The organism is Geomonas oryzisoli, assembly GCF_018986915.1.
Taxonomy (GTDB): Bacteria; Desulfobacterota; Desulfuromonadia; order Geobacterales; family Geobacteraceae; genus Geomonas; species Geomonas oryzisoli.
The window spans coordinates 3,601,889-3,616,382 of sequence record NZ_CP076723.1 but is presented as its reverse complement, the minus strand read 5'-3'; the positions used below and the strand labels follow the sequence as shown (position 1 = coordinate 3,616,382).

Sequence of the window (14,494 nt, the reverse complement as noted above, 5' to 3'; positions counted from 1 at the left end):
GTTCTGTTCTCCTTTGCGTGGGATTGATGGTGACTGGTATCCGTAACCGTGCGGACGGCACGGCAAAAAATGTATACACGATTGGCGGAATATATTGCAAAAGGCCAATTTTGTCGAGAGCTAAGTTTAGGTGGAGAGGGCCTGCAAAGGAATTGGGGAGGGGGTACGTGGTGTGAGTGGTGCCGAAGGATGGCGGGCCCCGCCTGGGATGGCGGGGCCCCGAAGTGGATCAGGATGGGGAGACGAAGAGCCGCGACACCGGCGCCGGGATCACCCGATAGGGGGGCAGTGACGGCAGGGCGCGGCTTGCCTTGGGAAGCGAGGCGGAGACGACGCTGGGGTCGATCACCAGCCCGGTTTTTACGAAGTAGAACATCTGCCGCTGGCCGAGCAGGAAGCTCTGCGGTGAGGTGACCGGGTCGATGAGGAAGCCGTGGCTCACGTCGGGCTGGTCGAACTGGAAATACCCTTCGCGTGGTCCACTGGCGCTAGCGTCTCCTGCGGCGGACGCGATCTTGGGGACCACGGCGCCGCCGGACACCGTCATCATGAACGGAACGGGGACACGGCCGGAGAGATAGCTCAACTGGTCGAAGCCGGGCGCTACGTCGCGAGCCTCAGGAGTCCCCAGTGCGCCTCGTCCCCCCAGGGCGTTGCCGAGGTAACGGGTGCTCCAGTTGGGAATGACCAGGTCGCCGTTGGTCGGGCGCCCGTTGGCGTCGAAGGCCGTGCTGGTCGCCTCTTGGATCAGCACCCTGCCGGAAAGCCTCGACGGGAGCGCGCTCCCGGTACGCAGGTCGGGCAGCGGCGTGGTCATGGTGGCGGGATCGACCGGGTCGAACACCGACTGGGTGAGCTGGAAGAACTTCTCGTAGGTCGGCGTGCCGGCGGTGATCCCGGCGCGGGCGAGCCCGGCATTGATGCTGGGGCCGAAATCGACGCTGTCACGCAGCAGGTAGGCGATGCGCGCCCCCGGGACGCTCAGGAGCCCCTTCATGTCGGCGTCGAGGGTGGCCTGGGTGTAGGGAGGGGTGCCTGGAGCCACGGAGAGGGTGGTGTTGCCGGCCAGGTAGTAGGTCCCGACGATGGCGCCGAGGCTTACGCCGACGTATTTGGGCTTGAGCGTCGGGTTGGGCGCGTTGGCCCCCAGTGCGGCGAATCCCTGCGTCGCAGCTACCAACTCAAGCCGGTCCAGGTTGAAGGCGGCCTGCTGGACGTTGGTCCGCGCGGCAAGCGGCGCTCCCAGCGCGATGAAGTCCTCGCCCCAGACGGTGCCGGTTACGTGCCCCGGCAGGGCGAGGGCGCCGTGCAACGGGAGGTCGATGGCGACCACCGCGTACCCCGCCGCGTTGAGGGTGCCGGCCACCGCGATCGCCTGCTCCTTGCTGCCGTTGATGGCGTGCTGGTAAATGGCCAGCGGCCACCCACCTGCGGGAGCGGTTCCCGCAGGGGCGAAGTAGACGAAGGGGATGCGCCGATCGGTGTAGTAGAAACCGGTGAGCCTGCCGGTGCCGGCATCGCGGAAGGGGAGCAGGGCGGCACTGGCCGCGCTGTAACTGCCGAAGGCGAGGTTCTGGTTCATCACCGGGTTGCCCCGTGCGACCACGGGGTTCATGGAGATGTCGGCGCTGGCGATGGTCCCTGTCACCACCGTCCCAACGCTGGCCGGCGCTACTGCAGGAATGCCGGTACCGGCCAGGACCGCGCTCCAGTATGCTGCCGGCGGCAGTGTGGCGGTAACGGTTGCGACGTTCAGGCCTGTACCGAGCCAGGTCTTTCCGGGCAGGCCGCCGGGGAGGTCGCTGCCGGCGGCGAAGGCGCGCAGCGCGCTCTCTACCGGGACCAGGCTCCCGACCGGATCGGCCGGGTCGGTAGTGATAAAGCCTGCCGCCGTCGTGTTGAAGCGCCCCAAAAGCGCGATCTGGCTGCGGCTCGACACGCTGGTCACGGAGGACGCCGCGAGCAGGTCGTTCATCACCTTCGCGTAGCCGGAGAAGAGCACGTTGCCGGTGCCGTCGACGGTGTTGGCCCTGATCTGTTCCAGCGGCGCGAAGGGGCCCAGCAGGGGGAGCTCGGACTTCAGGGCCGAGAAGTAGACCGAACTGCTCACGGAGCCGCCGGTGGCGGCGTCCTTGACACGGTTGGTCACCAGGTAGAGGTAGCGGCTGCCGGGCTGGAGCGGGAAGGTCGGGAAGAGCGAAACATCGCTGCGCCCGGGGGTATAGCTGAAGCTGAAATTGCCGGTCACGTCGCTGAAACTGAGCGTGTTGTTCTCGGTGGCGTTGGGCGCCGCGCTGTCGGCCCCGATGCGGAACACCCTGATGGTGTCGGCGTTGACCGTGGCGGGTTGCAGCGGACGCGCGAAGCGGATGTAGATCGGGGCATTGACCCCGGCCACCGCGTTCGTGCCTCCGACCTCGTAGCGGTTCACGTAGGCGAGGGCTTCCAGCGGGTTCATCGGTCGGTTGGCCGGCCTGACTCCGACTGTTCCCGTGGCCGGGTCGGTGTACTGGGTGAGCGGGTCCCGGGCCGTGGCCGTGGCCAGCACGTTGGGAAGGGGTATCTCGCTGGTCGCGGGGTCGAAGAGGGCGGTGTTGGGGCTCACCGACTGGCTCATCCCGGAATCCGAGCCGCACCCGGCCAGGGTCAGGAGGAGCAGCAGGATGCCGAACAGGCGTAGCAGGTGCTGGGTCATGGTTTCCTCCGCAGACGATCAGGCGTCAGAACTTCAGGTTCAGGTTGGCGGCCAACAGGTAGGCGTCGCTCTTGAAGACGCCGTTGGCGCCGCGCAAGGCGGTCATGTCCTGGTTGTGCACCGTGCGGTCCACGAAGTGCACCCACATGTAGGCGAGGTCGACTGTGCCCAGGGCGTTGCCGATGCCGGCGCCCACCGCGAAACTGTGCCGGTCGGCGTCCGGGAGCAGCGGGTCCACGGTCCGGTCCGGGACGGGAGATTCATCGAAGGAGTAGCCGGCGCGCAGGGCCAGACGCTGATTCAACTGGTACTGGGCGCCGAACTTGTAGCTCCAGGCATCGCGCCAGTTTTTGGGGTCGAGTTGATTGTTGAAGGCGGCGAACTCGGGGGAGTCGAAGTGGAGCTCGAGCTTTTTGAAGCTGCTCCAGCCGGTGCGGGTGGCGTCGAATTCCAGGGTGAGTTTCCGGGTCGGGCGCCAGGCGACCGCGATATCCAGGGTGTCGGGGAGGGGGATGCTGGTGGAGGCCCTGCTGCTGGCGCGGGCCCTGGTATAGGGGAAGACGGCAGAGTCGGCGAGGCCTATGGCGCCCATGCCCGTCGGGGTGGTGGCGAGGTAGTTGGCGTCTCCCTCGATGCCGAGCGTGATCTTGCTCCGGTAGGCGAGGCCCAAGTTCAAGTCGCTGCGCGGCTTCCACAGGAGCCCGAAATTGTACCCCACGTCGGTGCCGGTGCCGTCCACACCGAGCGAGCCCAGCTCGTAGGCCCCGAAGGGGGGCGCCGGCGCGGTAGGGTCGATGACCGGCGAGTAGAGCGACTTCTGCAGCGTCACCTGCGCGTAGGTGACGTCGATGCCGGCGGCGACCCCGAGGTTCAGGTCGTCGAAACGGTAGGCGACGGTGGGTTGGAAATTGACCGGCTTGATCGACGCGATCTGGACCTGGTTGCGGAAGACGCTGGAGTCGCTCCAGGACTTGGACAGCGGGTAGATCGCGTTGACGCCGAAGCCGAAGCAAAGGGGAAGGGTGTCGAGCGCATAGCTCGCGTACAGGGTGGGGGCGATGACTATGTCGCGCCGTGAATGCTCGATAGCCGTGGCGGTCCCCGTGTCCAGCGGGGCCGTGCCGGACAGGGGGGTGGTTCCTTTGAACTCGGTCTGGGGCACCATGATGCCCAGCGCCCCAAGATTCACCTGGATCCCCGGGAGAAAGGCGATGCCGGCGGGGTTGAAATACAGGGCGCTGGGGTCGTCGGCCTGGGCGGCGAAGGCGTTCCCCATCGCCATCGCCTTGGCTCCCTGCTCGCTGACCTTGAAGCCCGCTCCGTGACAGACGCCGGACAGCCCCGTAAGGGCGCAGAGCATCAAAACACACGACAGCCATTTTTTCATTGGTTTTCCCCCCTGCCGATCCTGCCGGTAACCGGCCGCCACCGTCGTTGCCGCAGGTGGCAAGGCCGCGTCAGCCGGAGGATTTTGGCCCGAGGGGAGCAGTGCGCCGTGGAACACTCGCTCGCATGTGAACCCCGTGGGGTCGGCAATAATTAGCATCTGCTAATGCTACCGCCCGTGAGGTCGAAGTCAAGCAGGGGGAGCCGGGGGCAGTGCACGGTCTTTTCCTTCATCATCCCTTCCAGCATCCGGCGCAGGGCGTCCTCTTCCACGAAGCAGAAAAGGGCGCTATCGCCGAAGGCGACCTCGACGGAGCCCCGTTTCCGTTTCAGGGTGACCTCGACTTCGTGCACCCCGTTGCCCAGGAGCCCGTGGTAGACCTGCTGGAAAGATTTGCCGGTGCGCAGTGCTTCCTTGCCCCGCATCTCGAAATAAACTGCCTGGTCCAGCGCATCGTTGGTTAGGTAGATCATGGTGCACCTCCTGTTTTTCTACAGGAAACCATAGGTGTGTGACAGAAAATGTCGCGAGTTCACCTCCCCCTCCCTTGACGGGAGGGGGCTGGGGGGAGGGTGAAGCTGCAAGCTGCGGAAAACATGGCAAGTTCCCCCACCCCCTAACCCCCTCCCGCAAGGGGAGGGGGGGCGCAAAGCAGTTCTCCCGGCGGCAGAAGGGACTGGCTCCTTTAGGTGCCAGTCCCTCTAGCGGAACGCTCCTTTGGGCTCAGCCAGCTCCCCCAACGACTAAGGGGACAGGCACCTGGCGGAGCCAGTCCCCTCCTTCGGGCAGCGGAAAGGCTTGACAATGGGAACGAAAATGCGGATTTTGGGCACGGCTTGCAGAAAGGCAGGGAGGGGACGGTATGGAATCCGATCGCATCAAATGGGACCAGCGTTACAGCGGCCCGGAACATTTCTTTTCGTTGACCCCTTCGCGACTGTTGGCCGACTCCCTGGAGCGCATCATCTCACTGGTTCCCGGGCGGCGTGCGCTTGATCTTGCCTGCGGCGAGGGGCGTAACAGCATTTACCTGGCGCAGCACGGTTTTCAGGCGACCGGGGTGGACATCTCTCCGCGGGGACTGGAGCGCGCCAGGAGACGCGCGGCCGAGGTCGGTGTCGGCGTCGAGTTCGTCGAGGCCGACCTGGAGTCCTGGCGCCCGGAAGGGGAGTACCACCTGATCCTCAACTTCAACTTTCTGATGCGGGATCTGATCCCGGCGCTGGTGGATGCGTTGGCCCCGGGAGGGGTACTGCTCATGGAGACCATACTGGACGCGCCGGGGATGCCGGGAGAGCATCGCAAGGATTTCCTGTTGCAACCTGGGGAGTTGGGGCGGGTTTTCGGAGGCTATCCGGGGAGGATTCTGCTGCTGGAAGAGGAGGTCGACGCACCGGAGATGCCGGTGGCGCGGGTCATGTTTCAGAAAGCAGGTTAAGGTTAAGAAAGCTTTGGGGGTACGGCAAATCCCCACTGCCCACCCTTTCACAAGGGGGGCCGCGGCATCAGGTGTTGCGCTGCGTGGCAAATGTATCGGCTCATCCCGATATATCCGCATGAACCTCCGCTAAGTGGGGTGACCTCTCGTGCCGGGATTCGGGGCAAAAGAAAAGGCTGCGGTCATTGACCACAGCCTTTTTCTTAACCTTAACCTCAACCTTGACCTGCTTCTATTTCGTCCCGACGTAGACGGTGGCGATGCCGCCGGTGAGGTCGAAGTGGTGCACGTCCTTGAAACCGACCTGCTCCATCATCCCCTTGAACACCTCGCGGGAGGGAAACTCGAGGACTGAGTCGGGCAGGTACTGATAGGCGCTGAACCGGGAGAAGGCGCCGCCGATCTTGGGGAGCACCTTCAGGAAGTAGAAGTGATAGATGTCCTTGAAGACCGGCATGGTCGGCGTGGAGAACTCGAGGATCACGATCTTGCCGCCGTCCTTGAGTACCCGGCGCATCTCGGTCAACCCCTTGATGCGATCGACCACGTTCCTGATGCCGAAGGAGATGGTGGCGGCGTCGAAGCTGCCGTCCTGGTAGGGGATGTCTTCGCAGGGGGCCACCTCGAGCTTGATGCGCCCGGCGTGGCGGGACTCCTGTACCTTGACGCGCCCAAGCTCGATCATCTCCGGTGTGAAGTCGATGCCGACGATGTTGACGGAAGCAGGGGTCTGAGTCGCTATTTCGAGTGCCACGTCGCCGGTACCGGTGGCCACGTCCAACACCATCCCCGGGCCGCGCAGGCCGATCTTGCCGACGGCGAAGCGGCGCCAGCGGCGGTCGATGCCGAGCGACAGGAGCCTGTTCAAAAGATCGTAGCGCGGAGCTATGCTCCCGAACATGGCGCGGATGCGCTCACCCTTTTCCGACAATGCGTACATATTTTCCTACCTTTTTGGCGCCTGAAATGCTATAAATTTTGACCGCTTCCCGTTGTGGGGAGCCGTTTTGCAAGGCTTGATTTTTAGCACAAAGCGCCACGGCTTGCCAGCAAAAAGCGGCCCGCCATGTTTTAACGCCGTCCGCTTCAGGCTCCCCGCCCGCGCCGTTCCGCAAGGAGGCCCCCGTTGTTCCCGCAAATCAGGCCGCAGGATATCGCCGATATCCTGATCATGACCTTCCTGCTCTACCAGCTCTACAGCTGGTTCAAGAACTCCAAGGCGCTCCAGGTAGTGCTGGGGCTGCTGTTCCTCGGGGTGATCTACTTCGTCACCAAGAGCTTGGGGCTCTTCATGACGAGCTGGATTTTGCAGGAGCTGGGGACCGTGCTCCTGGTCCTCTTGATCGTCGTGTTCCAGGCCGAGATCCGGCAGGCCCTGTACCGCCTGAGCCTTTTGCGCAACCTGTTCGAACACCAGGAGAGCGTGGTGCGGCTCGACCTGCTGGAGTTCTCCGCCACCGTCTTCTCGCTCGCCTCCCAGCGCATCGGCGCCCTGGTGGTCTTTCAGCGCGAGGAGCTCCTGGATGACCTGATTCTGCACGGTGTTCCCATGGACTCCCTGGTGAGCGGTTCCCTGGTCACCAGCATCTTCATGCCAGGTTCACCGCTGCACGACGGGGCGGTGCTGGTCAAGGACGGCCGGGTCGCCCTCGCGTCCTGTCATCTGCCGCTGTCGGTCAGCGCCGAGGTGCCGCAACACCTGGGAACCCGTCACCGCGCCGCCCTCGGCCTCTCCGAGCGCTCCGACGCGGTCATCGTGGTGGTCTCCGAGGAGCGGGGCGAGGTCTCCCTGTCGCTGCAGGGGGAGCTGGCGGTGATGACGTCCCAGGCCCAGCTGCACGAGCGGCTCACTTCCCTGTTGCAGCCGCTGTCCCGCGAGGAACAGCGCGTCGGCGTCTTCAAGCGGCTCTTCTCCAATTTCTGGCCCAAGGTCGCCATCTTCTGCGTGGTTATGGTGAGCTGGCTCCTGATCACCTACCGCCAGGGGGAGATCCTCACCGTGACCGCCCCGGTCACCTTCCACAACCTCCCGGACAACCTCACCCTGACCCGCAGCTATCCTGACGAGGTGGACCTGCAGCTCAAGTCCTTTTCCAACCTGGTCGCCTCGCCCAAGAACCTCGACATCGTGGTGGACCTGGACCTGTCCAAGGCAAAGGAAGGGAATAACAACATCCAGATCAGCAAGGACCTGATCCGCCTCCCCCCCGGCGTAGTGGTGGTGAACCTGGACCGCTCTTTGGTACGGGTGACCGTCGAAAAGAAACAACCGAGGCCGTCGGCGCGTAAGCGATAAGCTGTTGAAAGGATAGGGGTTTTGTTTCCAGGCCGGGCAGTAAAAGGTCATAAAAGTTGACAGGGTGCGTCTTTTGTTATATAAATTGACGCACCCGCTTTTTTTTCTAAAACAATGAAGGAGGATTCATGATAAAAAGCCTGAAGCTCTTTACCCTGTGCATCGTCATGCTCTCCGTACCTTCGCTCGCCTTCGCCGCAAAGACCCATCGCGTAAAAAAGCACGAAACCTTATACTCGCTCGCCAAAAAATATAACGTCACCGTCGAAGAGCTGAAGGCTGCCAACAACCTGGTCGGCAACAGCGTCAAACCGCGCGTGCTCCTGGTCATCCCGCCCCGCTCCGTATCCGAGGGGAAGAGCGCATCGGCCGCCGCCGACACGAAGGTGTACAAGGTTAAAAAGAGCGAGAGCCTGTCCCGTATCGCCAAGAAGACCGGTGTTTCGGTCGCCGAGCTGAAGAGGCTGAACGGCCTCACCAGCAGCAGGGTCAAGGCGGGAAAGGTGCTGGTACTCAAGGAACGCGAGCCTGCGGACGAGCCGAAGGTCAAGGTTACCAAGAAGCTGCAGTTGCGTCACCCCGATTTGTTCAATGAGAAGGACTACGAACAGAGTATTCAGGAACTCGCCTCGCTCGAGCCCGAACGTCAGGTCGATCTTTCCAAGAACACCGAACTCAAGGCCGACAGCATCAAGGAACTGAAGAAATCCGCCTACGGTTTCCTCGGGACCCGCTACCGCTTCGGCGGGAGCTCGCGCTCGGGCATCGACTGCTCCAGCTTCGTGCAGCACGTCTTCAAGGAACTGGAAGTCTCGCTGCCGCGCACCGCGCGCGAACAGTTCGAGGTCGGCAACGCCGTTGCGCCGGGGGACCTGCAGAGGGGCGATCTCATCTTCTTCGCAACCTACGCGTCTTACCCTTCCCACGTCGGCATATACCTGGGCAACAACAAGATGATCCACGCCTCCTCGCGTGACCGCAGGGTGGTGATCTCCTCCCTGAACACCTCCTACTACCGCTCGCGTTTTCTGGGTGCCAAGCGGATCGCCAAGGTCAACCCCGACGTCTTCAAACTCGACGACCTGATCCTCGGCGTCGAGGAGGACAACTCCGAAAACTCGATGGAAGAGGATGGCCTGACCAGCAACTAGCCGGTCTTCCCCACCAATCGTCAACGAATCCGGCCCTCGGGCCGGATTTTTTTATGGGCTGCGCATGAAGATTCTACTGGCGTACAAGTGTCATCCCCAAGGGGCGAAGGACCCGTTCACCTCGCTCTTGCCGGTCGGCCTGCTTTCCCTGAGCGCGGTGCTCAGGGAGGCCGGGCACCGGGTCATCCTGGCCAACCTTTCCCGCACTTCCTGGAGCGAGGTGCGCCACCTGCTGCAGCGGCTCTCCCCGGAGTTGGTCGGCGTCTCCCAGTTCACCCATAACCGCTCGGAATCCGTCCGGTTGGCCGCGCTCGCCAAGGAAGTCGATCCCGCCTGCTGCGTCGTCTTCGGCGGACCGCACGCCACCCATTCCTGGCGTGAGCAACTGGAACGGCACCGGGAGGTGGACGCCATCGTGCTGGGGGAAGGGGAGCAGACCCTGCTGGAACTGGTGCAGGCACGTAGCGAAGGGCGGCCGTTGTCCCAGGTCGCGGGCGTTGCCTGCCGGGAGGGAAACGATGTGGCCCTGGGGCCTGCGCGTGCTGCGGTAGCCGAGCTGGACCGGCTCCCCCTGCCGGGCGCGGACCCGGGCGAGACCATCGGGGTCGACCTGCGGCGCCAGCTCGAATTCGTGATCACCTCGCGGGGGTGCCCGGCCAGCTGCCTCTTCTGTTCGTCTCCCCTGTTCTGGGGGCGCGGCGTCCGTTTCCGTTCCCCCGCCTCCGTGGTTCAGGAGCTGCGGCTGTTGAAGGAGCGCTTCGGGCTGATCTATTTCTCCTTTCGGGACGACACCTTTACCGCCAACCGCGCCCGCGTCCTGGAGATCTGCCGCCTGATCGAAGAGCAGCGGCTGCACATCCTCTGGAACTGCCAGTCCCGCGTCAACGCCGTGGACCAGGAGATGCTGGTGGCCATGAAGCGCGCCGGATGCGAGTGCATCCAGTTCGGCGTGGAGTCTGGCTCGCCGGAGATGCTCAAGGCGCTGGGGAAGAAGATACTGCCGGCCGACGTGGAGCGTGCCGCGGCCGCCGCGCGCAAGGCGGGGATCAACCTCTCCGTCTATCTGATCACCGGGATTCCCGGGGAAACCGACGAGGACCTGCAGCAGACCGTGCGCCTGATCGATAGGATCAGGCCCCAGGACGGGCAAGTATCACCCCTGGTGTACTACCCGGGAACGGAACTGCTGCACGGCGCGGTGCGGCGGCGCGAGGTTCCGGCCCAGCTCTTCGAGGAAAAAGAAGGGGAGGGGTTTCTGGTGCGCCGCGACCCGTTCGTGGAATGCTCGCGCCAGTCCATGATGAAAGCGCTGCAAAAGGCCGGCAAGAAGGCGCGGTTCACTCGTGCCGACTTCGCGGCGCAGCGGGAGCTGGTGGGGTACAGCTTCGTGACCGAGCTGCTGCAGGCGGAAGCGCTGGAGCAGGACGGGGATTGGGAGGGCGCGGTAAGGATCTGCCGCGCCATGACACGGCAGGAACCGGACAACCCCTGGGGATGGCTGCAGTTGGCGGGGCTGCAGGAACGTGCCGACGACCTGGCTGGCGCCGCGCGATCCTACCGGCAGTTGGCGCAGCTCGTTCCCAACCACCTGCCCGCGTATGTGGCGTTGGGGGAGTTGACCCTGGCGCAGGGGGATCGTGCCGCGGCGGCGCGCCATTACCAGAGGGCGCTGGAACTGGACCCCGCTGACGAGGCCGCCCTGGAGGGTGCCGCCCAGGCGGGAGTCGGTCGAGGCAAATAAAAAAAAGCGCCTCCCTTGCGGGGGGCGCCTTTTTTTATCCTTGCTGCGGGGAGGGCTTACTTGTTGACAGCCAGACCCGGTGCGAAGATGATCTTGTCGAAGGTGCGCTTCAGAGTCTTGCTCTGGAAGTTGATCATCGGCGGGGAGTCCGGGAACTCAACGGTGTCGCCGACTTTCACCGGGGTCTGCATTGCTGCAACCCACAGTTTCTCGCCTTTCTCCTCGATCAGGACGTAGGTGTACCCGCCGGAGTCCATGGTCTCGAGGACCTTACCTTTATGGCCTGCGCCCGGCTTTACTTCCTGCGGCTTCAGACCAGCGTGCGGATCGGTGCCCGGAGCTGCTGCGGGCATCTGGGTTGCAGGGGCTGCAGCCGGTGCCTCCTGGGTAGGTGCCTGCGGAGCTTCTTCTTTCTTCTTGCAGCCGGCAGCTGCCACGGCAACGATTGCCAACAATACGACCAAAGTCTTCTTCACAGTTTCCTCCGTGTTGGATGAAATTAAGGAATTCACAACGGTTAGAAAAAATAGCACAACAGTAACTGACTTTACAACTAAAAAAAGTCTGGTATACGCGAGCTACGAAAAGCCCTAACGGCCAATAACTTCGCCCGTGTCGGTGATCAGGCGCGCGGGCAGTTCGAAGACCCGCTTGAAGATGTTGAAAACCCCCTTGGCCAGCGACTTGACGGGCACCGCGGTCACCTGCGGATCCTCGATGCGCCCCTTCGCCTCGAAGTAGGTGGTAATCAGCGACTTGTCCTTTCCGGTCAGGATCCACCCGAAGATGGGTATCTTGCTCACTACCTTATCCACCGTCTGCAGCGGCTGCACCCCCACGTTCAGGTCGAGCTCGTTCTTGACCAGGTCCACCTTGCCCACCGCCGAGATGTTCATGGCGTTACTGTCCACAAACAGGTTCTGGGTCATGGCGACCCCGTTGCTGAAGGCGATGTCCCCGGTGATCTTGTTGAAGGGCATGCCGCCCGAAACCATGTCGGGGAGCTGGCCCTTGAAGAGCTGGGACACGTTTAGGATGGAAAAGATCTTGGAGAGCGTGGAGAACTTCCGGATGCTGCCGCGCTCGATCCTGAGCTTCACGTTCCCCTGGAGGCTGCGCCTGAAATCCGCCGCGCTCTCCCCCCGCACACTCAGATCGCCTTGCAGCGACATGGCCCCGGTCACCTCCTGTTTCTTGACCCCCAGTGAGTGCAGGAGTGCCGCGGCCGATACCTTCTGCACGCTGCATGACAGCGTGTGTCGCGCGGGCGCTACGAGGTCGCTGTAGAGCCTCCCGGTGACCTCACCTTCAAAGGAGCTGAACTCGAAGGGGAGCAGCTGCAGCACTCGGTTTTCATAGAAGACGCTGGTTTTCAGGTGCTGGAAGGGGAAGTCCTTGAGTTTCCCCTCGGTCGCGGTCACGTGAGCCCGCACGGTGAGGTGACCGTCTCCGCCGGGCCCGCCGAACAGGGGCATCAGGTCGTCGGGGTTCAGGTAGGGCGCGCTCACCACCAGCTCCGCCAGCGGGTGCTGCAGGTCCTTGACGCTCCCCTTCACCTGGAGCGAGGTCTTGCCCAGGGAACCTGAGAGCGAGGCGATCTGCAGGTTGTCTTTCTGGTAGGTGAGGTTCCCCGTCACGCGCTCCACTCGCACCGCCGCGCCGCCGGTGGCAAAGCCTATGTCGGCGGGATCGACTGAGGGGGAGCTGAAGGTCATCTGCCAGCTGGGATTCTGCAGGCCGGTGAGAACGCCCCGGCCGCTGATGCTGGTGCTGCCGAGTCGGACCTGGAGCTGCGAGGTCTCGAAGGTCTCACCGTTCACCTTGACCGTGCCGTTCACCCCGGTCAACGGCTTGATCTTATCCCCCGGGTTCAGGGTCACCCCGGAGAGGCCGACGTTGCCGCTCCAGGTGAGTCGGTCCATGTCGGGGCCGGCGGCATGCAACAGGAGCTGGACCAGTCCGGTGGGGTGGTACTTCTTCACCATGGGGACCAACTGCCCGACCTCCGTGCTCTGAAACTGGTTGGTCCTGATATCGAAGGTGACCGGTCCGTCGTACCGGCTCACCGCGGTGGCGGAAAGAGACGCGGGAGGGAGCTGGTAGTGCAGCGAGGTGATCCGGAACTGCTCCTTGTCGAAATCCATGCTGAAGGAGACGCTGTTGGTGCGCCCGGCGGGCTTTGCCACCAGATCCTTGAAGCTGTAGGCTGCGGTGGCGAGGTCGCTGTCGCCGGAGAGCCGGTAGAGAGCGGTCCCCCCCTCACCCTTGAGGTTGAGGATGGAGTTGGTGGTGAACGAGCCGATCCCTTTTCCCAGCAGCCAGACCACCTCGGGCTGCCTGGGCTGTACCTTGGCGGTGAACGGGTACTGCGAGGGGTGGTCCAGAGGGTAATCGGTGATGCGCCCCTCAAGGGAGAGCGGGGAGGAGCCGAACCTGCCGGTCATCCCCTTGAGGATGAAGTCCTTGCCGGAGAGCTCGAGCTGCCCCTTCACGCCGGTGAACACGGGGATGCCGGAGCCGTAGTTGACCACACCATCCTCGACGTTGGCCTTGATGTAGAGCACGTTGTAGTTCTGCCCCCGCTCCATGTGCAGGATCTGGCTTACCCTCCCGTCCAGGCGCCCCTGGTCGAGGCGGTAGACGCCGCCGGTGATCTTCTGCTCGATGAACTGCGCGGTGCCGTCGACGATGATGCCGTAGGGGATGTACTGGCGGTAGTCGCGCAGGTTGAAGCTGTTGCTGCCGGCGCTGGCGGTGATGCGCAGGTCGCCGGAGTGCAGATCGGACAGCTTCACCTTGCCGTTCACCTTGAAGCCGTCCAGGTCGACCTTGACGTGATCGATCTCGAGGTCGCGGTTGGTAAGCTCGAGGGAGCAGGAGCCCTTGAAGGACTTAGGCGTGAGCCTCGCGTGGAACACCTTGGGATAGTCCAGGTTCATCCTGGTGAAGTGGAACTCGGTCTTCCCCTTGAATGCGTTCAGATGTCCCTTGAGGCTCGCCTCCAGTTCCAGTTGCCCGGAGAGGCTTCTAAACGGGACAAAACGGCTGTAATAGGGCCAGAAATGACCGACGTCTATGGGGCCGGTCTTGATTTTGCCGTGCACCGGCATCGAGGCGAAGGACACCCCTGCCGCCGGGATCCCCGCCACACCGGAGAGGTGGATGGGGACCTTGCTCCTGCCCGAGGCAAGCTGGCCGTTCAGTTTGAAGTCGCAATCCCTGCCGCGGGTGATCCGGCTCAGCGACAGGTCGGTGTCGGACAGTTCGGTGATCACCGGCTGTTCCGAGAAGGCGTAGTCGGTGAAGCGGATCTGGGCCTTTTTGAGCTGGACGCCGTGAATCCCCGGGGCTTCGCCGCTGCTGGGGGTGAGGAGGTCGGCGATGTTGAAGACACCCTGGCGGTCGCGCCACAGCCTGAGCGTGGGGCGCTCCAATTCGATCCGGGAGAGCACGATTTCACGACGCAGGAGCGGGAGGATGGCGATTTTGACCGTGAGCCGGTCGGCGGTGGCGAAGTCGGTGCTGCCGTCCTTCTCCTTGATGGTCACGCCGGTGAAGGTGAAGGCGGGGGTGAGCCGCATGGTGAATGCGCCGGTCTGGTACTGCAGGTCCCGTTTCAGCGAACTTTTCACCTGCGCCAGGATGTCGGCCTTGTAGGTGTCGAGGTCGAGCAGGCGGGGGAGCAGGCTCGCCCCCAGGATGACGACGGTCAGTATGGTGGCCAAAAGCGGCAAAAGCCAGGCCCGTATTTTCTTAAGCGGCATATCTTATCTCTGCACTCATTCC

At 63.4% G+C, this 14,494-nt stretch carries 10 protein-coding genes; 4 read left to right on the top strand and 6 right to left on the bottom strand.

The window, feature by feature from the left end:
- Positions 1–229: 229 nt before the first annotated feature.
- The 3 genes from KP004_RS15840 to KP004_RS15830 form a co-directional block, all read right to left on the bottom strand.
- A complete protein-coding gene (locus tag KP004_RS15840; RefSeq protein ID WP_216799408.1) occupies positions 230–2,695 on the bottom strand; it encodes an Ig-like domain-containing protein in 2,466 nt (821 codons plus the stop codon).
- A gap of 25 nt (positions 2,696–2,720) precedes the next feature.
- Positions 2,721–4,055: an OmpP1/FadL family transporter gene (locus tag KP004_RS15835; protein WP_239026833.1), complete on the bottom strand. Its 1,335-nt coding sequence runs from the start codon at positions 4,053–4,055 to the stop codon at positions 2,721–2,723.
- 179 nt (positions 4,056–4,234) lie between these two features.
- The gene (locus KP004_RS15830; RefSeq protein WP_216799406.1) at positions 4,235–4,555 is read right to left on the bottom strand and encodes a hypothetical protein; all 321 of its coding nucleotides are present in this window, start codon (positions 4,553–4,555) and stop codon (positions 4,235–4,237) included.
- A gap of 389 nt (positions 4,556–4,944) precedes the next feature.
- On the opposite strand from KP004_RS15830, the gene KP004_RS15825 reads away from it, so the two are divergent.
- Positions 4,945–5,520, top strand: a complete 576-nt coding sequence (locus tag KP004_RS15825; protein WP_216799405.1) for a class I SAM-dependent methyltransferase — start codon at positions 4,945–4,947, stop codon at positions 5,518–5,520.
- 232 nt (positions 5,521–5,752) lie between these two features.
- Here the strand turns inward: KP004_RS15825 and ubiE are convergent, their stop codons facing one another.
- Entirely contained in the window at positions 5,753–6,460 is a 708-nt protein-coding gene (ubiE, locus tag KP004_RS15820; protein WP_216799404.1) for a bifunctional demethylmenaquinone methyltransferase/2-methoxy-6-polyprenyl-1,4-benzoquinol methylase UbiE, read from the bottom strand.
- Positions 6,461–6,646: 186 nt separating this feature from the next.
- Here ubiE and cdaA point away from each other — a divergent pair, with 186 nt between their 5' ends.
- The 3 genes from cdaA to KP004_RS15805 all read left to right on the top strand — a co-directional run bounded on the left by cdaA (position 6,647) and on the right by KP004_RS15805 (position 10,708).
- Positions 6,647–7,816 carry a diadenylate cyclase CdaA gene (gene cdaA, locus KP004_RS15815; RefSeq protein ID WP_216799403.1) on the top strand — a complete coding sequence of 390 codons (1,170 nt, stop codon included), beginning with the start codon at positions 6,647–6,649 and terminating at the stop codon, positions 7,814–7,816.
- Between the two features lie 128 nt (positions 7,817–7,944).
- Positions 7,945–8,967 (top strand): C40 family peptidase, encoded by a 1,023-nt coding sequence (locus KP004_RS15810; RefSeq protein WP_216799402.1) that lies wholly within the window; start codon positions 7,945–7,947, stop codon positions 8,965–8,967.
- Between the two features lie 64 nt (positions 8,968–9,031).
- Positions 9,032–10,708 carry a B12-binding domain-containing radical SAM protein gene (locus KP004_RS15805; protein ID WP_216799401.1) on the top strand — a complete coding sequence of 559 codons (1,677 nt, stop codon included), beginning with the start codon at positions 9,032–9,034 and terminating at the stop codon, positions 10,706–10,708.
- 56 nt (positions 10,709–10,764) lie between these two features.
- On the opposite strand, the gene KP004_RS15800 is transcribed toward KP004_RS15805, so the two are convergent.
- Positions 10,765–11,184, bottom strand: coding sequence for a hypothetical protein (locus KP004_RS15800; protein ID WP_216799400.1), 420 nt, complete (start codon positions 11,182–11,184; stop codon positions 10,765–10,767).
- 114 nt (positions 11,185–11,298) lie between these two features.
- Entirely contained in the window at positions 11,299–14,472 is a 3,174-nt protein-coding gene (locus KP004_RS15795; protein WP_216799399.1) for a DUF3971 domain-containing protein, read from the bottom strand.
- Positions 14,473–14,494 lie beyond the last annotated feature (22 nt).

Coding starts and splice junctions, on each gene's coding strand:
- KP004_RS15840 (WP_216799408.1), bottom strand. CDS start 2,695: ATGACCCAGCACCTGCTACGCCTGTTCGGCATCCTGCTGCTCCTCCTG.
- KP004_RS15835 (WP_239026833.1), bottom strand. CDS start 4,055: ATGCTCTGCGCCCTTACGGGGCTGTCCGGCGTCTGTCACGGAGCGGGC.
- KP004_RS15830 (WP_216799406.1), bottom strand. CDS start 4,555: ATGATCTACCTAACCAACGATGCGCTGGACCAGGCAGTTTATTTCGAG.
- KP004_RS15825 (WP_216799405.1), top strand. CDS start 4,945: ATGGAATCCGATCGCATCAAATGGGACCAGCGTTACAGCGGCCCGGAA.
- ubiE (WP_216799404.1), bottom strand. CDS start 6,460: ATGTACGCATTGTCGGAAAAGGGTGAGCGCATCCGCGCCATGTTCGGG.
- KP004_RS15810 (WP_216799402.1), top strand. CDS start 7,945: ATGATAAAAAGCCTGAAGCTCTTTACCCTGTGCATCGTCATGCTCTCC.
- KP004_RS15805 (WP_216799401.1), top strand. CDS start 9,032: ATGAAGATTCTACTGGCGTACAAGTGTCATCCCCAAGGGGCGAAGGAC.
- KP004_RS15795 (WP_216799399.1), bottom strand. CDS start 14,472: ATGCCGCTTAAGAAAATACGGGCCTGGCTTTTGCCGCTTTTGGCCACC.